General features: G+C 71.7%; 16 protein-coding genes. 7 read left to right on the top strand and 9 right to left on the bottom strand.

Annotated features, from left to right (window positions below; translation table 11 throughout):
• Positions 1–92: 92 nt before the first annotated feature.
• The 3 genes from QWI33_RS22595 to QWI33_RS22585 are packed head-to-tail and all read left to right on the top strand — an operon-like array spanning position 93 to position 3,004.
• Positions 93–1,136 (top strand): ABC transporter permease, encoded by a 1,044-nt coding sequence (locus QWI33_RS22595; protein ID WP_289959184.1) that lies wholly within the window; start codon positions 93–95, stop codon positions 1,134–1,136.
• A 42-nt stretch (positions 1,137–1,178) separates the two neighbouring features.
• Positions 1,179–2,213: an ABC transporter substrate-binding protein gene (locus QWI33_RS22590; protein WP_289959183.1), complete on the top strand. Its 1,035-nt coding sequence runs from the start codon at positions 1,179–1,181 to the stop codon at positions 2,211–2,213.
• The gene (locus QWI33_RS22585) at positions 2,210–3,004 is read left to right on the top strand and encodes an ATP-binding cassette domain-containing protein (RefSeq protein WP_289959182.1); all 795 of its coding nucleotides are present in this window, start codon (positions 2,210–2,212) and stop codon (positions 3,002–3,004) included. Before QWI33_RS22590 ends, QWI33_RS22585 begins: the two co-directional genes overlap by 4 nt.
• A gap of 35 nt (positions 3,005–3,039) precedes the next feature.
• On the opposite strand, the gene lacZ is transcribed toward QWI33_RS22585, so the two are convergent.
• The 6 genes from lacZ to aztB all read right to left on the bottom strand — a co-directional run bounded on the left by lacZ (position 3,040) and on the right by aztB (position 14,046).
• Positions 3,040–6,789, bottom strand: coding sequence for a beta-galactosidase, LacZ type (gene lacZ, locus QWI33_RS22580; protein ID WP_289959181.1), 3,750 nt, complete (start codon positions 6,787–6,789; stop codon positions 3,040–3,042).
• 19 nt (positions 6,790–6,808) lie between these two features.
• A complete protein-coding gene (locus QWI33_RS22575) occupies positions 6,809–9,652 on the bottom strand; it encodes a glycosyl hydrolase family 95 catalytic domain-containing protein (protein WP_353895540.1) in 2,844 nt (947 codons plus the stop codon).
• Between the two features lie 256 nt (positions 9,653–9,908).
• Positions 9,909–11,060, bottom strand: a complete 1,152-nt coding sequence (gene aztD / locus QWI33_RS22570; protein ID WP_289959179.1) for a zinc metallochaperone AztD — start codon at positions 11,058–11,060, stop codon at positions 9,909–9,911.
• Positions 11,061–11,113: 53 nt separating this feature from the next.
• On the bottom strand, positions 11,114–12,040 hold the full coding sequence (aztC, locus tag QWI33_RS22565; protein WP_289959178.1) for a zinc ABC transporter substrate-binding protein AztC: 927 nt from the start codon (positions 12,038–12,040) through the stop codon (positions 11,114–11,116).
• Complete coding sequence (locus tag QWI33_RS22560; protein WP_289959177.1) at positions 12,034–13,197, bottom strand: YncE family protein; 1,164 nt, start codon at positions 13,195–13,197, stop codon at positions 12,034–12,036. The genes aztC and QWI33_RS22560 overlap by 7 nt, the downstream gene beginning before the upstream one ends.
• Positions 13,198–14,046, bottom strand: coding sequence for a zinc ABC transporter permease AztB (gene aztB / locus QWI33_RS22555; protein ID WP_289959176.1), 849 nt, complete (start codon positions 14,044–14,046; stop codon positions 13,198–13,200).
• 60 nt (positions 14,047–14,106) lie between these two features.
• On the opposite strand from aztB, the gene aztA reads away from it, so the two are divergent.
• Complete coding sequence (gene aztA, locus QWI33_RS22550; RefSeq protein WP_289959175.1) at positions 14,107–14,829, top strand: zinc ABC transporter ATP-binding protein AztA; 723 nt, start codon at positions 14,107–14,109, stop codon at positions 14,827–14,829.
• On the opposite strand, the gene QWI33_RS22545 is transcribed toward aztA, so the two are convergent.
• Together QWI33_RS22545 and QWI33_RS22540 are read right to left on the bottom strand one after the other, a co-directional pair.
• Entirely contained in the window at positions 14,772–15,461 is a 690-nt protein-coding gene (locus QWI33_RS22545; RefSeq protein ID WP_289959174.1) for a response regulator, read from the bottom strand. The two genes, aztA and QWI33_RS22545, sit on opposite strands and share 58 nt — an antisense overlap.
• Positions 15,458–16,609 carry a sensor histidine kinase gene (locus tag QWI33_RS22540; RefSeq protein ID WP_289959173.1) on the bottom strand — a complete coding sequence of 384 codons (1,152 nt, stop codon included), beginning with the start codon at positions 16,607–16,609 and terminating at the stop codon, positions 15,458–15,460. The genes QWI33_RS22545 and QWI33_RS22540 overlap by 4 nt, the downstream gene beginning before the upstream one ends.
• 110 nt (positions 16,610–16,719) lie before the next feature.
• On the opposite strand from QWI33_RS22540, the gene QWI33_RS22535 reads away from it, so the two are divergent.
• Entirely contained in the window at positions 16,720–17,427 is a 708-nt protein-coding gene (locus QWI33_RS22535) for a hypothetical protein (protein ID WP_289959172.1), read from the top strand.
• Positions 17,428–17,467: 40 nt separating this feature from the next.
• Complete coding sequence (locus tag QWI33_RS22530) at positions 17,468–18,106, top strand: HAD family hydrolase (RefSeq protein WP_289959171.1); 639 nt, start codon at positions 17,468–17,470, stop codon at positions 18,104–18,106.
• 8 nt (positions 18,107–18,114) lie between these two features.
• On the opposite strand, the gene QWI33_RS22525 is transcribed toward QWI33_RS22530, so the two are convergent.
• Positions 18,115–19,095 (bottom strand): DUF389 domain-containing protein, encoded by a 981-nt coding sequence (locus QWI33_RS22525; protein WP_353895539.1) that lies wholly within the window; start codon positions 19,093–19,095, stop codon positions 18,115–18,117.
• A gap of 273 nt (positions 19,096–19,368) precedes the next feature.
• On the opposite strand from QWI33_RS22525, the gene QWI33_RS22520 reads away from it, so the two are divergent.
• Positions 19,369–20,670: a hypothetical protein gene (locus QWI33_RS22520; protein WP_289959169.1), complete on the top strand. Its 1,302-nt coding sequence runs from the start codon at positions 19,369–19,371 to the stop codon at positions 20,668–20,670.
• The last annotated feature ends 2 nt before the right edge of the window (positions 20,671–20,672 follow it).

The following is a 20,672-nucleotide window of genomic DNA, read 5'->3' as shown; positions in this document are numbered from 1 at the left end:
ATCGACATGAAATGATGACGACTGCTCGTGTATACGTCTGACCTTTGTGCCGCCGTGCGGCGGACCGCGGTCAGGAGGAGGCAGCGTTGCCCATGCGTCGGAAACCCCACGCCGGACAGCCGGAGACCGCCGCGACCGACGTCGAACCGGCCCCGGTGACACGCGGCCGCCTGCACGAGTGGTTCCAGGAACACCTCGCCCACGCCGTCTCCGAGTTCACGGCCGCGACCGCGCTCGTCGTCCTGTTCATCGCCCTCAGCTTCGCCAGCCCCAACTTCCTCACCGCCGACAACCTGTTCAACATCGGATCCCAGACCGCCGTCATCGCGATCATCGCCGTCGCCCAGACGATGATCATCATCACGAAGGGCATCGACCTCTCGGTCGGCTCCGTCGCCGCGCTGGCCGGCGTCGTCGGCGCCATCGTCGTCCGCGACCTCGGCTTCTCCGTGTGGGAGGCCACCGTCGTCGCGATCGCCGTCGGCGCCGCGGCAGGGCTCGCCAACGGCCTGCTCATCGCCGGCGCGCGGCTCCCGCCCTTCATCGCCACCCTCGGCATGATGTCCGCCGGACGCGGCCTCGTCTTCATCATCACCGGCGCCGTCGGCGTCTACAGCCTGCCCGCATCGTTCCAGCTCCTCGGCAACGGCCAGATCGCCGGCATCCCCTTCGCCATCGTCATCACGGCGGTCGTCGCCGTCGGCGCCGCGTACCTCCTGTCGCAGTCCCGCTTCGGCCAGTACGTCTACGCCATGGGCTCCAACATGGAGGCCGCCCGCCGCTCGGGGATCGCCGTGCGCCGCAACCTCACCGCCGTCTACGTGCTCGCCGGCGCGCTCGTCGGCCTCGGCGGCATGGTCGCGGCCTCCCGCGTGAACTCGGGCCAGCCGAACTACGGCATCGGCCTCGAACTCGACGTCATCGCCGCCGCGGTCATCGGCGGCGCCAGCCTCTTCGGCGGCCAGGGCCGCATCGCCGGCACCCTCATCGGCGCGTTCCTCATCGCCGTGGTCCGCAACGGCTCCGTGCTCCTCGGCATCAACATCCACTACCAGCAGGTCATCGTCGGCCTCATCATCTGGGCCGCCGTCTACTTCGACCAGTTCCGGCGGCGGCGCCTCGAAGCCCGCGGGTGAGACCCCACCGCCGACCACCGCTCACGACGGAAGGACCACGCCATGTCCAGCAGCACGAGAACCCGCAGAGGCCTCGCCGCACTCGCGGCCCTGGCGGCCATGACCGCCGGCGCCTGCGGCGGCGTCCAGGTCCGCGACGAATCCGGCGACGGCGGCGACACGACCACCGACGGCCCGCTGGAGCTCGCCGTCGTCCCCAAAGCGGTCGGCCACGAGTTCTGGAGCACCGTCCAGGCCGGCGCCGAATGCGCCGCCGAACTCGACGGCGACGTCACGGTGAACTGGGACGGCGTGGCCGCGGAGACCGACGTCGAGGGCCAGGTCAACCTCATCCAGAACTTCGTCACCCAGGACGTCGACGGCATCGTCTACGCCGCAACGGACTCCGCGGCCCTCGCCCCCGCGACCCAGCAGGCGCTCGACTCCGGCGTCCCCGTCGCCATGATCGACTCCGGCACCGACCCGCAACCCGACGAGGTCCCGCTCTACGCCACCGACAACCGCGCCGGCGCCGCCGAGGCCGCGAACCTCCTCGCCGAAGCGCTGGGCGAAGGCGACCACGACGTGGCCCTCATCGAGTTCCAGCCCGGCTCGCAGACGAACACCGAGCGGGTCGAGGGCTTCACCGAAGGACTCGCCCAGCACGCCAACCTGACCCTGGTGGGCCAGCAGCCCAGCCACAGCGACGTCAACGAGGCCCGCCGCGTCACCGAGGACCTCCTCATCGCCAACCCGGACCTCGCCGGGATCTTCGCCGCCAACGAACCCAGCGTCCTCGGCGCCGTCCAGGCCGTCGAAGCCGCGGGCCGGACCGGCGAGGTCGTCATCATCGGCTGGGACGCCGCCCCGGACGAGATCGCCGGCCTGCGCGCGGGCCAGATCTCGGCGCTGGTGGTGCAGAACCCGTTCCGGATGGGCTTCTTCGGCGTCCAGAACATGGTGGAGCACCTCCGGGAGGGCACCCCGATGGCGTCCGCCGACACGGGCGTCACCTTCGTGACCCCGGAGAACATCGACACCGAGGAGGTCAAGGCCGTGCTCGAACCCAGCTGCGACAACCCGCCGGTGGACCAGTGAGCGAGGAGGAGAACGCCGACCTGCCGGTGCTGGAGGCGCGCGGCATCGTCAAGCGCTTCGGCCACGTCGAAGCGCTGCGCGGCGCCGACTTCGCCGTCCACCGGGGCGAGGTGGTCGCGCTGATCGGCGACAACGGCGCCGGGAAGAGCACCTTGATCAAGGTGCTCTCCGGGGCGCAGCCGCACGACGAGGGGGAGATCCTCATCGGCGGGAGCCCCGAGCGCTTCGGCTCCCCAGTGGATGCCCGGCGGGCGGGCGTGGAGACGGTCTACCAGGACCTCGCCGTCGCCGACGACCTCAGCGTCGCCGCCAACCTCTACCTCGGCCGCGAGATCATGCGCGGCGGACTCGGGGGACTGCTCGGCCTGCTCGACAAGCGCGCGATGCGCCGCGGCGCGGCCGAAGCCCTGGCGCAGCTCGGGGTCAGGATTCCGCGCGTCACGACGCCGATCGCCATGCTCTCGGGCGGCCAGCGCCAGAGCGTCGCCGTCGCCCGGGCGGTCATCTGGGCGACGAGCGTGGTGATCCTCGACGAGCCGACCGCGGCGCTCGGCGTGGTCCAGACCCAGCGCGTGCTGGAGGTCATCGACCGGGCCCGCGACGCCGGGATGTCGGTCGTCCTGGTCAGCCACAACATGCCGCAGGTCCTGGAGATCGCCGACCGGGTCGAGGTCATGCGGCTGGGCCGGCGCACCGCCCGCTTCCGGGCGGCGGACGCCACCACCGACGACCTGGTCGCGGCCATGACCGGGGCGCTCGTGACCGAGCCGGAGGACGCGGACCTGGGCTGAGGGCCGGCGCGCCGATGGCGCGCCGGCCCTCAGCGTCACATGCGCTGGAGGTTGAAGCGCTGGTTGGCGCCGCCGCCCGCGTTCCACTGGGAGATGCGCGCACCGTCCGCAGTGGAGGCGCTCCAGACGTCCATCGCGAGGCCGCTGGCGCGGTTGACGAATCCGACCGTGCCGCCGCCGTGGTCGACGACCTGCCACTGCTGGCTCGTCGCACCGGAGGACGGCTGCTGGGTGATGTCGGCGCCCGTGCCGGTGCCCGACACCTGGAGCACCAGGCCGGAGTGCCGGGCCCTGATGCGCCAGTACCCGCTCCCGGCGTCCACGAAGTCGAACTGCTGGTTGTTGCCGCTGTTCGCGGTCCATTGCACGAGTACGGCCCCGGCTGCGGTGGAGGCACCGGTGATGTCGGCGGCCTTCCCGCTGTGCTGCGCCACGAGCCGGTAGTGCACGCCCGGCTGGACCGGCCCGCCGCTGCCGCCGCCGGTCTCCGTGGGCCGGTGGAACAAGGACATGGCCTGGTCGACGGCGGGCAGCGGCTTGAGGCGGTAGGTGTACGAGTAGTCGCGGTTCGGGAAGAGCTTGTACTGGTCGAGGGGGTGCGCGCCCCAGCTGTTGTCGCCGCCCACGCCGGTCTGCCGGTGGTTCAGTCGCAGCACCACCTCCTGGCGCGGGGTCAGCTGGTAGTCGTGCCGGGTGCTGCCCGAGAGGTCTTCGGGCGTGTAGTGGGAGGCGTTCACCTCCAGCGGCGCGTCGCCCGCGGCGAGCAGGCCGCGTCCGGAGCCGTCGACCAGGGCGACCCAGCGGACGTCGGTCTTGTTGCCGTTCTCCTGCGGCCGGAGGTAACCGGTCCACTGGTCCCGCACGGTGGAGGAGTACCGGCCGATGTCCGAGCCGGTGCGGCGGTCCCAGTGGTTCTCCTCGGGGCCGCGCCCGTAGTAGTGCAGCTGCTCCAGGGCGGCGGGCAGGATCAGGATCGTGCCGACCTCCGGGATGTAGGGCAGGCTCGACGAGCCGGGTCGCAGCGTGCTGTCCACTTTGATCTCGCCGTTGCCGTAGACGGTGTACGTCAAGGTGAACGACGATTGCGTGCTGGTCGGGAGGGTGCCGGTGACGGTGATCCTCCGGGACCGGTCGGAGGGCCGCGCGACGGCGACGCCCGTGACGGTGCGGTTGCGTCCGGCGGCCCGCCAGGTGCCGTTGCGGCTCGGGTGGCCGTTGCCGCGGTCGTTGTCGGTGGGGGCCCGCCAGTAGTTGGGGACCGGGCCGGAGTTCACCAGGCGCATCCCCATCGCGTCGTACGAGGTGATCTCGCCGGTCGTCTTCGAGACGGCGACGGCGAAGCCGCTGCCGGTGACGGTGATCCGGTCGCCGGTCTCGGTGTCGGTCAGCGTCGGGAGGTTCCCGAGCGGGACCGGGACGACCGGCGGGCTGTCGAAGTCGACCGGGAGCTGCTGCGCGGCCACCTCGTGCCCGGCGTCCGCCCAGACCGTGGCGGTCTTGAGCTTGAACGAGAGCTCGAGGAAGTGCTCGGTGCCCGGTGGGATCGAGGCCGGACGCTGGATCGGCACCTGGATCACCTTGCTGGACAGCGGGGCGACGTCGAGCTGCTGGGCGGTGAGGGCGCCGCTCTGGATCACGGTGCCGTCGGCGACCAGCGCCCAGGAGCCGGTGAACTCGTTGACGTTGGCGAAGGCGAACTCGTTGGTGATCCGCACGTCCCCGGCGGCGATGTTGCTGCCGGCTGCGGCGTTGATCGCCTGGTAGACCCGTTTGACCTCGGCGGACTTGCCGGTCTCCGAGCGGTCGGCCAGGACGATGCCGTTGCCGCTGAAGTTGCCGTCGTTGGGGTTGTCGCCCCAGTCGCCGCCGTAGGCGAGGTAGGTCGCCCCGCCGCCCATCGGGATCGGCCAGCGCAGTGCCTGGTCGGTGAAGTCCCAGAGGTAGCCGCCCTGCAGGACCGGGTACTGGCGGATGACGTCCCAGTACTCCTTGAGGTTGCCGTTGGAGTTGCCCATGCCGTGGGAGTACTCGACGAGGATGTAGGGCCGGGTGTCGCCGGTGTCGTTGGCGCGGTCGCGGATGCCGGCGGCGGTGTTGTACATCTGGGAGCGGATGTCGCTGACGGAGGCCCGGTTGTCGCCCTCGTACTGGACGATCCGGGTGGGGTCGGCCGCTTTGATCCAGTCCCGCATGGCGACGAAGTTGGAGCCGCCGCCGGCCTCGTTGCCGAGGGACCACATGACGACCGACGGGTGGTTCTTGTCCCGGTGGACCATCTGGGCGGCCCGGTCGAGGACGGCCGCGGTCCAGGCCGAGTTGGACGCCGGGTAGTTGTCGCGGATGCCGTGCGTCTCCAGGTTCGCCTCGTCCATGACGTACATGCCGTACTCGTCGGCGAGGTCGTACCAGTCGGGATGGTTGGGGTAGTGGGAGGTGCGCATCGCGTTGATGTTGAGCCGCTTCATGAGCGCGATGTCGCGGACCATGTCCTCGCGGGTCAGGGCCGCGCCGCGGTCGGGGTCCATCTCGTGCCGGTTGGTGCCGCGCAGCGAGACCGGTTTGCCGTTGATCCGCATGAGGCCGCTGCGGATCGCGAACTCGCGGAAGCCGATCCGCGCCGAGACGGTCTGGGTGACCGCGCCGGAGGGGTCGCGCAGCCGCAGCACCGCGGTGTAGAGGTGGGGGTGCTCGGCGGACCAGAGCTTCGGGGCCGCGACGGCTTTGGTGCCGCGCGCAGTGGCGTCCTGTCCTGGTGGGACGGAGCCGATGGCGACCTGCGTCGCCAGCGGTGCGGGCCAGACCGGCTGGTCGTTCGCATCGTAGAGCTGGGTCTCGACCGTGTAGGTGCCGGTCTGCTGGGCACCGCGGTTGCGCACGGCGACGGCGACGGCCAGGTCGGCGTTGGTGTAGTTGTCGCGCAGCGGCGTGTCGATCTTGAAGTCGCGCAGGTGGACCGCGGGCAGGGAGTACAGGAAGACCGGCCGGAAGATCCCGGAGAGGCGGATCATGTCCTGGTCTTCGAGCCAGTCGCCGTCGGGGAAGCGGTAGACCTCCACGGCGATGAGGTTGGCGCCGGCGCGCACGTGGTCGGTGATGTCGAACTCGGAGGGCGTGTAGGAGCCCTCGCGGTAGCCGACCTTGGTGCCGTTGACCCACAGGTAGAAGCCGGACTTGACGCCTTCGAAGTGGAGGTGGACGCGCCGGCCCTGCCAGGCGGCGGGCAGGTCGAAGGTGCGGCGGTACTGGCCGACCGGGTTGAACCGGGTGGGCGCGAAGGGCGGCTGGGCGTTCTCGTGCTGGCCGTTGGCGCCCCACCAGGGGTAGGTGACGTTGAGGTAGATCGGGAAGTCGTAGCCGGCCAGCTGCCAGTTGGAGGGCACCGGCATGGTGTCCCACTCGCTGTCGTCGCGGTCGGTGCGCCAGAACTCGGTGTCGCGGTCGGCGGGCCGGCCGGCGTGCTGGAACCGCCAGTCGCCGTCGAGGCCGAGCCGGTAGGGGGAGTCGGTGCGGTCGGCCCTGAGGGCCTGCTGGAGGTCGGCGTACGGCATGAACGTGGCGTGGGCGGGCTCGGAGCCGACCTGGAAGATCCCCAGGTTGTTGTTCCACTCGGGGTAGCCGTTCGGCGGGTCGGTCCAGGCCGCCGTCGTGACGCTGCCGGGGAGGTCGTCCTGGGCGGCGGCCGGATCGGCCCCCACCGGAATAGAAGCGCTCCCAAGAGCGGCGAGGCCGCTCCCGAGAAGGGTGCGGCGCCGCGCTCGGGCGCGCCTGACGGGTTCTTCGGACATGGTCGGTCTCCTTGGGGCTTCAGGCGCGCCGGAGTTCGAAGCGCTGGTTGCTGCTGCCGGTGTAGTTCCATTGGGAGAGGCGGGCGCCGTCCGCAGTGGACGCACTCCAGACGTCCATCGCGAGACCGCTGGCGCGGTTGACGAGGCTGACCGTGCCGCCGTGGTCGTGGACCTGCCACTGCTGGCTCGTCGCGGTGCCGCCGGGCTGCTGGGTGATGTCGGCGCCGGTCCCGGTCCCCGACACCTGGAGGAACAGCCCGGAGTGCCGGGCCCTGATCCGCCAGTACCCGCCCCCGGCGTCCACGAAGTCGAACTGCTGGTTGGTGCCGCTGTGGATCGCCCACTGGATCACCGCCGCACCCGCGGCGGTGGACGCCCCGTTGACATCGGCGGCCTTCCCGCTGTGCTGCGCCACCAGCCGGTAGTCGACGCCGGGCTCGACCGGCGAACCGCCGCCGAGGGACGTCGCGCGGTAGGTGCGGCCGGCCTGTGCGTCGAACTCGATCACGTCGCCCTCGGGCTCGCGCGGCACGATCAGCGCGCCGTTCGACTCGTCGACGAGCTCGAAGTCGCCGGTGAACATCCGGCTGCGGACCTTGACGACTCCGGTGCGGTCGGGCGTGACGGTGAGCTCATCGATCGAACCGCCGCTCCAGGCGGCGCCCACGGTGTACCCGCCGCGCCCGCGCAGGCCCGACACGGACCCGGCCGGCCACGCGGGCGGCAGCGCCGGCAGCAGGTGCAGCTCATTGCCGTGGCTCTGGAGCAGCATCTCGGCGATCCCCGAGGTCGCACCGAAGTTCCCGTCGATCTGGAACGGCGGGTGCAGGTCGAACATGTTGGGCGCGAGCCGCTCCGGCGTCACCAGGTGGCGGATCAGGTCGTGCGCCCGCGTGCCCTCCTCCAGACGCGCCCAGTAGTTGATCTTCCAGGCCAGCGACCACCCGGTGCCTGCGTCACCGCGCAGCTCGAGGGTGCGGCGCGCGGCCGTGAACAGCTGCGGGGTGCCGCGCTTGGTGATCTGGTTGCTCGGGTGCAGCCCGTAGAGGTGCGAGACGTGCCGGTGCTGCGGGTCGGTCTCGATCCAGTCGTGCAGGTACTCCATGATGTTGCCGCGCGAGCCGACCCGCATGGGCGCCAGCCGGTCGCGCGCCGCCCGGACCTGGCCCCGGAAGTCCGCGTCGACGCCGAGGACCTCGCTGGCACTCGCGCACCCGTTGAAGAGGTCGCGCAGGATCTGGTTGTCCATGGTGGGCCCGGCGCACACCGTGGCGTCGTTGTGGTGCAGCATCTCCGGCGAGTTCGACGGATTGGTCACCAGCCAGCCCAGGCTCGGGTGCTCGACCAGGGTCTCCAGGAAGAACTGCGCCGCGCCCTTCATGGCGGGGTAGTTCGCCTCGAGGAACCCGCGGTCGCCGGTGAACCGGTAGTGGTCCCAGATCATCGTCGCCAGCCAGGCGCCGCCGGTCGGCCACATGCCCCAGCGGGCGTCGTCGACCACTGAGGACCCGCGCCAGCCGTCGGTGTTGTGGTGCGCCACCCAGCCGCCCGCGCCGTACTGGACGTCGGCGGTGCGGGCGCCGGTGGCCGTGAGGTCCTCGATCATGTCGAACACCGGCTCGAAGCACTCGGCCAGGTTCGTGGAGTCGGCCGGCCAGTAGTTCATCGGCAGGTTCGCATTGAGCGTGTACTTCGACTCCCAGGACGGCGTCATCGAGTCGTTCCAGATGCCCTGCAGGTTCGCGGGCTGCGTCCCGGGCCGCGACGAGGCGATGAGCAGGTAGCGGCCGTACTGGAAGAGCAGGGTCGAGAACTGGGGGTCGGCGGCCGTGCCGTGCCGGGAGATGCGGGTGTCGGTCGGCTGGTCGGCCGCGGCGGTGCGGCCGAGGTCGATCACGGTGCGGTCGAACAGCTCCCGGTAGTCGGCCACGTGCCGGGACCGGAGGTCGGCGTACGACCGGTTCGCGGCGGCGTTGAGGTGGCCCCAGGCGATCCCCTGGTAGTCGCCGTTCACGCGCTGGTAGTCGACGTAGCTCGTCCCGATCGAGACCAGCAGCGTGACGGCGTTCGCGTTCGTCACCTGGAGGGTGCCGCCCGAGGAGCTGGTGGTGCCCCCTTCGGCGACGGCCCTGGCGAGTGTGAGGAACCTGACCGCGCCGGGGATGCCCCGGTGGTCGCCCGACCTGCCGTCGAGGGCGATGGTCCGGGAGTCCGGGCTCGACTTGGCGGCGCGCTGCGGGGTGTTGAACGAGGCGGTGAACGAGATCCGGCCGGCGGTCCCGGCGGTGAGGCGCACGGCGATGACCTGGTCCGGGGCCGTGGCGATGACTTCGCGCTGGTACCGCACGCCGTTCGCGAGGTAGCTGACGCCGGTGACGGCGGTGGTGAGGTCGAGCCAGCGTTCGTACTCGGAGGTCCCGCCGATCCCGGGGAAGGCGAGGTTGAGGTCGCCGACGGGCTGGTAGGCGAGTTGGCCGGCGGGCTTGCCGAGCATGGTCTGGTTGATGAGGTTCTGCGCCTGGCCCCACTGGTCGGCGAAGACCAGCTGCCGGATCTGCTGGAGCGAGTTCGCCCCGGCGGTGTTGCTGTAGTCGTGGGGGCCGCCCGCCCAGACGGTGTCCTCGTTGAGCTGCAGCCGTTCCGTACCGCTGTTGCCGAACACCATCGCGCCGAGGCGGCCGTTGCCGACGGGGAGGGCGCGCAGCCAGTCGGTGCCCGCCTGCTCGTCGTACCAGAGGGCCAGGTCGCCGGCGGCCTGGACCGCCGCTGGAGCGGCCGAAGCCGTGCCCACCCACTGGAGCGGCGCCGCGAGGGCGCCGGCTGCTCCGTACTTGATCACTTGTCGTCGCCGCAGCGCTGCCATTCGATCCTCCGAGGGGTGGTCGCGAGCGCGGCCAGGGGTGAATATCGAAGACAGTCTATATAGGTTGGATCTTTGTAGTCAAGTATGTACATATAGAGGCGTATGGGGCTGGTGTGCGGCCGCCGGACAAGCGAATCATCGGATCTATGGGGCCGTTTCGGGGCGCTCACCTGGCCGGATACAGCACGCGGCCGCCGCAGGCTCCCTTGAGGAGGCCCGCGGCGGCCGCAGTGCTAGCGCGGGTTCAGAGACGTGCTCAGGCGCCGGTCATCTCATTGGCCGGCTTCGGGAGCGCCACTTCGGCGGTGACCTCGCCGGTCGCCACGTCCACTGCGAGGATCTTCGAGGTGGTCGGGTCGTTCACGTAGACGGTGCCGCCGCGAACGAAGACGGAGGGGCGGGCCTCCTGCCATTCGAGCGGTTCCTCCCAGGCGCCGACCACCGGGTAGGACGCGGTGACCGCGGCGTTCGCCATGTCGATGACATGGAGCGATCCGTCGGTGCCAAGCAGCAGGCCTTCGCCCTCCGGCCCGCGGGCCAGCGACCGGAAGCTGTAGCTGGTCCCCAGATCGAGGAGGCGGAGCCCGCCGGTCTCGGTGTCGATGATGGACACGCGCTCGGGGCGTTCGAGTTCGGCCTCGGGGTCGACCTTGTAGTCGCCGAGGATGAACGGGGACTCCTCGTGCCCGCGCGTGTTGCCGATGCGGCCGTATGCATCAGGGCTCGCGACCTTGGTGATGACGCCGTCGCGGTAGATGAGGACGCCGTCCTCGCAGCCGACGACGATCGCCTCGTGCAGCGCCGCCGATTCGCCGTGCACGCCGGGGCACTCCTCGTTGCGGGTGATCTCGTTGCGGTCGGCGTCGAGCACCTTGATGCCGGTCCGGGTCTCCTCGTCGCCGAGGGTCACCAGCAGTTCGCCGTTCTCGAGCTGCACGGCGACGCCGTGGTGCGGCTGCTCGGTCGAGTAGGTCTCGGCCTCCGGCAGTCCGTCCCCGAGGTCGTCGGGATCGAAGACGGTGACCTCTCCGGCGCCGTCGGAGAACAGCGCGGTGACGCCGGCGTGGTTGACCGCGTGGCCGGGCTTGGGGGCGGCGAACTCGTCGTCCGAGAGTTCGGCCGACACCGCGTCCATGACCCGGAACCCGTCCGCGGTCGAGACGAGGACGTGGCGTCCGTCGCCGGCGGGGTTGAGGCGGTTGAAGCCCTCCAAGGGGAGGTCCGCCTGCACTTCGAGGGTCGTGCCGTCGAGGACGTAGATGCCGCCGTCGTAGGTGACGACGACCGGGTCGGCCACTTCGACGGCCTTCTCGTCGGAGGCCTCTTCGGCGGGGGCGGAGCAGCCGGCGAGCAGCAGCCCGGTGGCCAGGAGCGAGGGCACCGCTAGGGTCTGGATTCTCATGCGCATTGCTTTCTTCTTGATGGGAACGGGGAGGTAGGTGCCGGGCGCGGGGCGGACTGTCAGTCCGCGCCGAGGCCTGCGGCGATGGCGTCGGCGTTGCTGCGGGCCATCTCGAGGTAGGTCCCGGCGCCTTCGCCGGGTTCGGTGAGCGATTCGGTGAACAGGGAGACGACCTCGATGTCCACACCGGCCTCCTCGGCCATGGCCTGGACCAGCCGGTCCGGCTGCGAGGAGTCGGCGAACACGACGGGGACGCCGGATTCGGCGACGGCGTCGGCCAGGTCCTTGAGGTCGGAGCCGCTGGGCGAGGCGAGCGTGGTGCCGCTGGGGATGACGGCGCCGATGATCTCGAAGTCGTAGCGCTGCGCCAGGTATCCGAAGACGTGGTGGTTGGTGACGAGCTTGCGGTGCTCGGGCGGAATGCTCTCGAACCGCTCGGCGGTGTGCTCGTGCAGCTCGTCGACCTGCGCCCGGTACGCGTCGGCGTTGGCGCGGACCTGGTCGGCGTCGACGCCCGGGACCTGCTCGATCACCGTGTCGGCGATGAGGTCCACGGCGTCGCCCACGCGCACGGGGTCGGTCCAGAAGTGCGGGTCGCGCTGCCCGGCGGTCTCATCGGCGGCGTAGTCGATCGGGTCGACGTGCTCGCCGACGGCCAGTGCGGGCACGCCGGTCTCGATGGCCGCCTCGACGTGGCTGAGGACGCCCTCCTCCAGACCGAGTCCATTGTGTATCAACAGCTCGGCCTGCTCGATGGAGGCGGCCTGCTGCGCGGAGACGCCGAAGGAGTGCGGGTCGGCGTTCGCGCCCATCAGCACGGTCACCTCGGCCTGGTCGCCGACGACGCTGCGGGTGAGGTCGCCGAGGATGTTGGTGGTGACGACGATGCCGGAGCGCTCGGATTCGAATGCGGCGCAACTCGACAGCGTGGCGGCGGCGAGCAGTGACAGGGTCGCGAGGGCGCGCCTGCCGAAGGTGTCTACCATCCCGTCTCCACCATGAGGTCGGGCTGGAAGTCCAGGTCGAAGGTCCGGGCCAGGCGCAGGTCGTCGCGGTAGTCGATCTCGTAGACCGCTGTGCCGCCCGGGTCGTTGACGTACGCGCGGGCGGTGTCGACCTGGATCGCCGGCACGGTGCCGTCGGTGCCGTCCATCAGCTCGATCCGGGCGAGTTCGGCGCCGGTGGCGGGGTCGAACGAGCGGAGTGCGCCGTCCTCGGTGAGCACCAGCACGGGGGAGTCCTCGCCGGTCGCGCTCACCGCGACCGCGTTCGGGACCTCGAGCTCGCGCCACTGGCGCTCCTTGAGGTCCAGCACCAGGACCGCGCCGGTCCGGCTGCGGGCGGTCAGCAGTGCGGTGCCGGGCCGGTGGTGGAACCCGTCTTCGAGGCCGCCGCTCGCGCCGTCGGGGTAGGGGATCTTCTCGGCGGTCAGGTCCGTCTCCCCGCTGACGAGCAGGGCCCCGTCCTCGCAGGCGAACACGGCGCCGCGCCGGGTGACCGTCTGCGCCTGCGGTTGCGGGCAGGGCTCGGCCAGTTCGGACTCGAGCGCGCCGTCGCGGCCCAGCACCTGGACGGCGCCGTCGACGACCGCGAGGAGCCGCTTGTCGTAGGCGAGCGCCGCCTGCGCCTGCAACTCGCCGGTCGGCGAGATCTCGCCCGCCTCCAGTGCCGGGCGGTCGAGCGGCAGCACTGCCTGCGCCGAGTTCAGGACGGTGACGGCCGGATCGCCGACCGGGGTGAATCCGCCGCCGTCGATCGCGCCGACCGGTCCCGGCTCGGTCTTGTAGTAGTGCACGTGGTCGCCGTGGTCGACGGTCCAGACGCCGCTGTCGACGACCTGGGTGCCCGATGCGCCGCTGATGTAGACGAAGCGGCCGTCGGTTCCCGCCGCCCGCGCCCCTTCGACGGTGGCGATCGCGGTCGACTCCTCCGTCACCGGGTCGAAGAGGTGGACCTCGCCCGTGCCGGCCTCGGCCATGACGAGGCGCCACTGCGCTTCGGCGGTCTCCTCGGCGCCGTCGACGTACCCGTGCGGGGTGGGCTCCGCTGCAGCGGGCGGCGTGTCCGGGCCGCTGGAGCAGCTCGCCAGCAGGGCGCATCCGGCGGCCGCGGCGGCCACCCGGGCCCTGGTCCCAATCGGCATTCAGTGTCCTTTCAGAGGTGTTGCGGTGAACCGGAGTCGATCGCGCACGAGGGTGGCCAGCACGGAGACGAAGAAGCAGGCGACGGCGAACGCGGCGATGGTCGCGCCCGCAGCCGTCCCGAGGTGCCAGGAGATGAGCAGGCCGCCGACGGTGGCGAGGCCGCCGATCACGGCGGCGCCGATCATGATCGCCGGGATCCGGTCGGCCCACAGCGCCATCGCGGCGGGCGGCGCGATCAGCAGGCCGAAGACCAGCAGCGTGCCCACGACGTGGAAGGACGCCACGATCGCGAGGGTCAGCAGCGCCACCATCACCCCGTGGGCCAGGCCGGGCCGCAGTCCGAGGGTCGCGGCCTTGCGCCGGTCGAAGGCGAGCGCCACGAAGGAGCGGTGGAAGACGATGGTGAGCAGCAGCGCGAGGGCCAGGGCCCCGGCCAGGAGCAGGAGGTCGCCGGCGCGGACCGCCAGCACGTCGCCGAACAGGAATCCCGTGAGGTCGACGGCGAAGGACTGGGAGTGGGACACGATGATGACGCCCGTCGAGAGCATGCCGACGAACAGCAGGCCGATGCCGGTGTCCTGGGAGAGCCGGGAGGTGCGGGAGAGTGCCGTCACGCCGAGGGTCATCGCGACGGTGCTGAGTGCGGCCCCGAGCAGGAGGCTGCCGCCGAGCAGCGAGGCGATCGCGACGCCCGGCAGCATGCCGTGCGCCATCGCGTCGCTCATGAAGGCCATGCCCCGCAGGACGACCCAGGTGCCCGCCAGCCCGCAGATCACGGAGACGAGCAGCCCGCCCCACAGCGCACGCGCCACGAAGCCGACCTCGAAGGGATCGGTCAACCATTCCATGGCGGGAACTATAATGACAATCGTTTTCGTTTATCAACCGTCTTGAGAGTGATCCCCGACATGCCGAACTCCATCGAACTGACCGAGGTGAGCGCCTGCCACGGCGCTGCGACCGTGCTGCACGACCTGACCGCTTCGATTCCAGCGCACCAGGTCACGGCCATCACGGGACACAACGGATCGGGGAAGTCGACGCTCCTCGGCGTCCTCGCCGGCGCCCACCCGCCGGCATCGGGATCGCTGCGGCGCACGCATGCGGGCCGGGCCGCTCTCGTGGTCCAGCGCAGCGAGGTCCCGGACGCCCTGCCCATCACCGTCCGGCAGGTCGTGACCATGGGCCGGTGGGCGCACCGGGGCGCTTGGCGCCGCCTCACCCGGGAGGACCGCGCCATCGCCCAGCGGTGCATGGAGCGCCTCGGCGTCGCCGCCCTCGCCGACCGCCGGCTGAGCACCCTCTCAGGCGGGCAGCGGCAGCGCGTCCTCCTCGCCCAAGGGCTCGCGCAGCAGTCGGACCTGCTGCTCCTCGACGAACCCGCCACCGGGTTGGACGCCGAGGCCAAGGAGCAGATCACCGCGCTGCTGGCCGAAGAGAGCGCCCGAGGGGTGACCGTGGTGCACGCCACCCACGACCCCGAGGACGCCGCGAACGCCGACCACCGCATCGCCCTGGCGAACGGCCGACTCGTGACCGACACCGTCGATTGCGGATGGAGTGATCGCTCCGATCAGTCCGCGGCCCCCGCATCGGGGGAACGGGTCGTGCCGACCAGCCCCGTCTCGTAGGCGGTGATGACGAGCTGGGCGCGGTCGCGGGCGTGGAGCTTGGCGAGGAGCCGGCTGATGTGGGTCTTGACGGTGGCCATGCTGACGTAGAGCTTCGCGGCGAGTTCGGTGTTGCTGAGGCCGCGGGCGATGAGGACCAGGACTTCGCGTTCGCGTTCGGTGAGCGCGTCGAGGCGGCGGCCCGGTGCGGGACCGGGCTCGGGGCGGAGGCTGAAGGCCTCGATCAGCCGCCGGGTGATCGTGGGCGCCAGCATGCCTTCGCCTGCGGCGACGGTGCGGATGCCGGTGAGCAGCGCCGCCGGCGAGGTGTCCTTGAGGAGGAACCCGCTCGCACCGGCGCGCAGGGCCGCGTAGACGTAGTCGTCCAGGTCGAACGTGGTCAGCATCAGCACGCGCGCGTGCGAGAGCGCGGGGTCGGCGCCGATGCGGCGGGTGGCCTCGATGCCGTCCATGCCCGGCATCCGCACGTCCATGACGATCACGTCCGGCTGCGCGGCATGGGAGAGCGCCAGCGCCTCGCCGCCCGAGCCGGCCTCGCCGACCACGGTGAGGTCAGGGGCCGATTCGATGAGCAGTCGGAAGCTGGCGCGCACGAGCTCCTGGTCGTCGGCGATGAGCACCCGGACGGTCATCGGGCCACCGCGCTCTCGACCGGCACGACGGCCCGGACGGTGAACCCGCCGCCGTCCCCGGGCCCGGCCGTGAAGGTGCCGCCGTACATCAGGACCCGTTCGCGGATCCCGATGAGGCCGTGGCCGCCGCCGTGGCGCTGCCTCGGCTCGCCCGCGCCGTCGTCGGCGACCGTGACGTGCACGCGTCCGTCTTCGGCGCGTACGACGACCCCGCATCGGCCGCGCCCCGCATGTTTGACCACATTGGTCAGTGACTCCTGGACGATGCGGTACACCGCCAGCGCGATGCCCGGAGGCAGCGGCTTGCGCACGTCGACTCGGAGGTCGACCGCGACGCCGGCGGCGCGGGTGCGCTCGGCCAGCGCCTCGAGCCCGGCGAGATCGGGTGCGGGCTCGAGGACGGTGTCCTCATCCGGACCGGCGCGCAGCACAGTGAGGACGCTGCGCATCTCAGCGAGCGCGCCCTTGCTCGTGGACTCGATGGAGCGCAGCGCTTCCCGCGCGCGTTCGGGCTGGTCCTCGGCGAGGTGGTTGGCGACCCCGGCCTGGACGGCGATGAGGCTGAGGTTGTGGGAGACGATGTCGTGCAGCTCGCGGGCGATGCGCAGCCGCTCCTCGCCGACCACGCGCGACCGGTCCCTGGCCTGCTCCTGCAGCTGCGCTTCGCGCCGGTGCCGCATGGCGGCGCCGGCCGCCCAGCCGCCTGCGGCGACCACGCCGGCCGCCCCGGTCAAGCCGAGCGCCCCGAGTGGCGACTCCGAAGGCGTGTGCACGTAGACGCCGGTGAACAGGCCCGCCGTCAGAACGGCGAGCGCGGCGCCGAGGACGACGCGCGAACGCCGCGGGGCGACCGCGCTGCCGACCGCGTACAGCACCAGGCCCGCGGGTACGAACGGCTCGCGGGTGATGTCCAGCAGCGCGGCCGCCGCGCAGCCCGCCGCGGTGACCGCCGCGGACGGCACCGGCCACCGGCGCCGGGTCGCGATCGGCAGGCCGACCGCCGCGGCGACCAGCCACCCGAGCCAAGCGGGGCCGGTGAAGACCGGCGTGCCGTCGCCGCCCCGGTACGCGGCGAACGACAGGTACGCGGCGCAGGCCGCGAGTGCGACGAGGGCGTCGAGCAGGACGAGGCTGCGACGAGAGGACACCGGCAAACGATAACCCCGCGATGCCGAACGGTCGTCATACCCAGGTCTGACGCCCGATCCCAGGCCCTGGTCCGACGCGGCCGACCGCCCCCGGGGCCCATCGTTGGGGCATGACCGAAACCCGTTTCCCCGGCCGCCCGCTCGGCGGCACCGCCCTCGTCCTCGGCCCGCTCCTCCTGCTCACCGGTGTCCTCCTCCGGTCCAGAGTGCCGTTCTTCTTCCCTGACCAGCTCCGCGCCTACGCCGAGCATCCGACGCTCATGCTCGCCGCCTACACCTCCTTCCTCGCCGGAGTCGTCCTCCTGTGGCCCGCGGTGCTCGTACTCGCCCAGCGCATCGGCCGCGACCGTCCGAAGTGGGCGTTGTGGGGCGGAGCTATGGCCGTCTTCGGCCTGTTCGCCCGGACCTTCCACGCCGGCGTCGACCACCTCGCCTTCCAGCTCGCCGCCGACCGCGGCCCCGACGAGGCGGCCCGCGCGGTCGCCGACGCCTACGGCGCCTGGCACCTCATGTCCGCCTTCTCGGTCGCGATCATGGCCGGCTGGATCGTCCTCGCCATCGGCGCCTTCCGCGCGAAGACGCTCGGCTGGTGCCGCGCCGCGATGCTCGCCTCGACCGCGCTCCTGCCCCTCGGCGTCCTGAAAGGCACCACGCCGCTGTCGATCGTCGCCGCCCTCGGCCTGGCGATCGCCTTGGTGCCGTTGGGCATCGCAGTGCTCCGCGAGGGCCCCGCCCCGCGCCCGCGCGCCCTCGCCGCCGGGATCGCCGGGATGCTCGCCCTCATCGCGGCGATGGTGCTCGCCGGTACCCTCGGATAGGCCGGCGCACCGTCGGCCCCCACCGGAAAGGTTCACGAAGGTGAAGCAGTTCGTGCTCTTCGACCATGACGGCGTTCTGGTGGACACCGAGGCCTGGTACTTCAAGGCCGGTGAACGCGCACTGGCGGAGGTCGGTGTGGCCCTGGACAAGGACCGCTACCTCCGCGACATGGCCCAGGGCCTGGGCACTTGGGTCCAGGCCCGGGAGGCCGGCGTCGACGAGGCGGCCATCGGCAGGCTGCGGACGCTCCGCGACGAGCACTACCAGGAGTACCTGCGGACGGAGGCCATCGAGATCGAAGGCGTCGTCGAGACCCTCGCCGAACTGTCGGAGCACGTCCGCATGGCGATCGTGACGACCGCGAAGCGCGCGGACTTCGACCTCATCCACGAGCACCGGGCCATCCGGGGGTTCATGGAGTTCGTCCTCGTCCGCGACGACTACGAGCGCTCCAAGCCGCACCCGGAGCCGTACCTGACCGGCCTGCGGCGCTTCGGCGCCGCCAAGGAGGCGACGCTGGTCGTCGAGGACTCCTCCAGGGGCCTGCGGTCGGCGGTGGCGGCCGGCATCGACTGCGCCGTCGTCCACAACGACTTCACGCGGGGCCAGGACTTCTCGCAGGCCGCGCATCGGATCGCCTCGCTGGCCGAGCTGCAGGGCATCGTCCTCGCGCGCTGAACGCGAGGTCAGCCGTCCGCTTCGCTGATCCGCTCGCCCACGGTGTGCAGGACGGTCACTTCGGGGTCGGTGGGCAGGATGTCGTCGACGGCGTCCTGCAGATCGGCGATGTCGGGCAGCTCGTCAGGGCTGCGCACCTCGACGACCATGCCGTGGCCGTGCCATGAGACGTCGCTGACCTCGGCCTCAGGGGTGTCGCCGAGCCACTCCTCGGCGAGCGACTGCACCTGCCGCGCCCATACGGCGGTGATCGAATTGAGCGTCATGGGGATGCCGACCGCCAGGAGCACCACGGCGAGCGCCGCGTAGGCGCGACCGCGCCACTTCGCGTTCGGCGACGCCGCGGATTCGCGCGCGTACCCCGCGGCCATGAGCACCACCACCGCGGCGATGATGAGCACCACCATGTTGGACCCGAACAGGACCAGCGCCCCGAGCGCCAGTTCGGGCTCGCCCGACCCCAGGCACACGCCGACCACGCCGAGGGGCGGCACCAGCGAGATGGCGATGGCCACCCCGGGCAGCACGTCGCCGACGTCCCGCCGTGCGATCGCGATCGAGCCCGCGAAGCCGGTCGCGACCGCCGCGGCCAGGTCGGTCAGGGTCGGCGAGACGCGGCCGACCACTTGGGAGTTCGTGAGGACGTTCGTGGGGTTGGGCAGGATCAGGGCGATGAGGAAGCCGATCGCGACCACGGCCGCCACGCTCACCGCCACATAGAGCAGCGAGCGCCCGACCAGCGCGAGGCGCCCGGTCACGATGCCGAGCCCGACCGCCAGGATCGGCGTCGACAAGGGCGCCACGATCATCGCGCCGATCACGGTCGCCGTCGAGTCCCCGATGACCCCGGCGGTCGCGATCACCCCGGAGAGCAGCAGCATCGTCCAGTACGCGGAGCGCTTGGCGGACCGGTCGCCGTCGCCGAGATCGATCCGGTCGTACAGCTCCGGCAGCGTCCGCCGCTGGCTCGGGGGAATCAGCATGCCCATAATCGCCTCCCGGTCCATTATGGGCGCCGGTGCGGATCGTGGACCGTTTTCGGCCGCCGCGGCCCGAACCGCCGTCTCGCCTGCGTGAGCCGTCGCCGACCCGAGTCGAGGGAGCCTGCTCAGCGCGGTTCCGGTGATGGCAGGCGGCCCGGCAAGCACCGCCGAAAGTGAGGAAACGCAGGTCCGGCGCCGCGCCTGGACCGTACGATCTGGAGGCTCGGTGCCCCGGCGAGCGCCCGCGGCGACGCCGCGGCCGACCGAAGGAGCGAGACCATGTCCGACGCAGCGCTGACCCGGGCCGAACGCGCCGAACTGGAGCGCCTGCGGGCGCGGACCGCCCCGGGCCGGGGCAAACGGGGGGCCCGCTGGACCGGAGCGGTCGTGCTGCTCGTCCTCGCCGCGGTCGTCCTCGTGCTCGCCTCCGTGACCGTGTTCGCGCGCAACCAGGTCCTCAACACCGACCGGTTCGTCGCCAACATCCAGCCGCTCTACCAGGACGACGAGGTCCGCTCGGCCGTCGCCGCCCGCATCAACGGCGCGGTGAACGAAGCACTGGACACCGAGGCGCTCGTGGCCGAGGCGATCGACGCGGTCCAGACCAGGGGCGCACCCGACGCCCTCGACCGGCTCGCCGTGCCGCTCGCCTCCGGCATCGACTCCTTCATCGACAAGCAGATCCGCACCGTCGTCTACTCCGACCAGTTCACCGAACTGTGGCGCGAGGCCACCCTCCGCGCGCACACCTCCCTCGTCGCCCTCCTCCGCGGCGACGGCGGCGGCGCGCTCGCACTCCAGGGCAGCGACCTGATCCTCGACCTCGGCCCCGTCGTCGAACGGGTCAAAGACCGCATGGTCGAGGCCGGCTTCGCACTCGCCGAGCGCATCCCGGCCGTCTCGGTGCACTTCACCATCGCCCAGTCCGAGACCTTCCCCAAGCTCCGCGTCGCCGCGTCCCTCCTGGACGCCGCCTCCTGGATCCTGCCGATCGCCGGACTCGCGCTCCTGGCCGCCGGGATCGCCACCGCCCCCGACCGCCGCCGCGGCCTGCTCATCGGCGCGCTCTGCGTGGCCGGCGGCATGCTCCTGCTCTCGGCGGGACTCACCGTCGGACGCAGCGTGTACCTGGCCGGCCTCGGCGACGGCGTCCAGTCGCAGCAGGCCGCGGTGAACGTCTACGACACGATCACCAGGTTCCTCAAGGGCGCCGCCGAGACCGTCACCGTGCTCGCGCTCATCGTCGCCCTCGCCTGCTGGGCGACCGGACCCGGGAAGGCCCCCACCGCCCTGCGGCGGCTCGGCGCCGGCGGTCGGAACGCCGCCGCCCGCGGCCTCGCCGGAGCGGGCGTGACCTTCGGCCGCTTCGGCGCCGCCGTGCACCGCCACCGCCGCGGCATCGAACTGGCGCTGGCCCTCGCGGGTCTGCTGTGGATCGTCCTGTGGCGCCACCCCGGCGTCTCCGGCGTCGTCACGGCCGCGATCGTCGTCGCCGTGCTGGTGCTGGTCGTCGAACTCATCGGCCGCGCCGCGGTCGAGGCCGGGAGCGGCACGGACGCCTCGGCATCGCGGTCGGCCTGACC

It is taken from the genome of Glycomyces tritici (assembly GCF_030403505.1).
The sequence above is the reverse complement of the archived record's forward strand: the minus strand, read 5'-3'. Positions and strand labels throughout refer to the sequence as shown.

What these genes read in the sequence shown, in the direction of transcription:
- QWI33_RS22595 (WP_289959184.1), top strand. Translation starts at nt 93, where the DNA reads ATGCGTCGGAAACCCCACGCCGGACAGCCGGAGACCGCCGCGACCGAC.
- QWI33_RS22590 (WP_289959183.1), top strand. Translation starts at nt 1,179, where the DNA reads ATGTCCAGCAGCACGAGAACCCGCAGAGGCCTCGCCGCACTCGCGGCC.
- lacZ (WP_289959181.1), bottom strand. Translation starts at nt 6,789, where the DNA reads ATGTCCGAAGAACCCGTCAGGCGCGCCCGAGCGCGGCGCCGCACCCTT.
- QWI33_RS22575 (WP_353895540.1), bottom strand. Translation starts at nt 9,652, where the DNA reads ATGGCAGCGCTGCGGCGACGACAAGTGATCAAGTACGGAGCAGCCGGC.
- aztD (WP_289959179.1), bottom strand. Translation starts at nt 11,060, where the DNA reads ATGCGCATGAGAATCCAGACCCTAGCGGTGCCCTCGCTCCTGGCCACC.
- aztC (WP_289959178.1), bottom strand. Translation starts at nt 12,040, where the DNA reads ATGGTAGACACCTTCGGCAGGCGCGCCCTCGCGACCCTGTCACTGCTC.
- QWI33_RS22560 (WP_289959177.1), bottom strand. Translation starts at nt 13,197, where the DNA reads ATGCCGATTGGGACCAGGGCCCGGGTGGCCGCCGCGGCCGCCGGATGC.
- aztB (WP_289959176.1), bottom strand. Translation starts at nt 14,046, where the DNA reads ATGGAATGGTTGACCGATCCCTTCGAGGTCGGCTTCGTGGCGCGTGCG.
- aztA (WP_289959175.1), top strand. Translation starts at nt 14,107, where the DNA reads ATGCCGAACTCCATCGAACTGACCGAGGTGAGCGCCTGCCACGGCGCT.
- QWI33_RS22545 (WP_289959174.1), bottom strand. Translation starts at nt 15,461, where the DNA reads ATGACCGTCCGGGTGCTCATCGCCGACGACCAGGAGCTCGTGCGCGCC.
- QWI33_RS22535 (WP_289959172.1), top strand. Translation starts at nt 16,720, where the DNA reads ATGACCGAAACCCGTTTCCCCGGCCGCCCGCTCGGCGGCACCGCCCTC.
- QWI33_RS22525 (WP_353895539.1), bottom strand. Translation starts at nt 19,095, where the DNA reads ATGGGCATGCTGATTCCCCCGAGCCAGCGGCGGACGCTGCCGGAGCTG.
- QWI33_RS22520 (WP_289959169.1), top strand. Translation starts at nt 19,369, where the DNA reads ATGTCCGACGCAGCGCTGACCCGGGCCGAACGCGCCGAACTGGAGCGC.